The organism is Pseudomonas sp. 05N432 (assembly GCF_056396945.1).
This window is the reverse complement of record NZ_JBFTMM010000068.1, coordinates 1-686: the sequence shown is the minus strand read 5'-3', so window position 1 is coordinate 686 and position 686 is coordinate 1. Positions and strand designations below refer to the sequence as shown.

General features: G+C 62.0%; 1 pseudogene. It reads right to left on the bottom strand.

The features are described 5' to 3' along the window. A pseudogene (locus tag AC1DHT_RS29225) lies at positions 1 to 686 on the bottom strand (hypothetical protein); the annotation flags it as partial.

Here is a 686-nt window from a genome sequence, read left to right as displayed (position 1 = left end):
GGCATGGAAATACTTGATGCCGGCACCATTGTTGATGTTATTGAGGCTTTGGTTGGTCGCAAAAAGCTGCGAGCCATTCACCGCATCAGTGCTGGTGCCGTTCAAGGCGCCGGCACTCAGGTTGGTGATTTTCACCCCGCCGGCCGGTGCACCTGCACCACCGGTCGCCCCCAGGGTGATGGCGTTGCCGCCGACCGCATCATATTTCACCGCAATATTGGCGGTGTTGACCGTGTCGGTATTCAGCGCCGTCAACGCACCCGCTACGCTGGTTTGTGCAGTGGCTGCCGCTACCGCCCCGGTGCTGCTGATCGCGTTGATCGGCTGACTGAAGCCAGTAATCCCCGTGGCCGACGAGTAAGTGGCGCCGCCGCCCAGGGTGTTGGCCGAGGTGTTGCCCAGAGTAGTGGTCTGGGTCCCCAGATTATTCACGGCTGTATTGGTGGCAAAGAGTTGGCTGCCGTTCACCGCATCGGTGCTGGTGCCGTTCAAGGCACCGGCACTCAGGTTGGTGATTTTCACCCCGCCGGCCGGTGCGCCTGCACCACCGGTCGCCCCCAAGGTGATGGCGTTGCCGCCGACCGCATCATATTTCACCGCAATATTGGCGGTGTTGACCGTGTCGGTGTTCAGCGCCGTCAACGCACCCGCTACGCTGGTTTGTGCAGTGGCTGCCGCTACCGCCC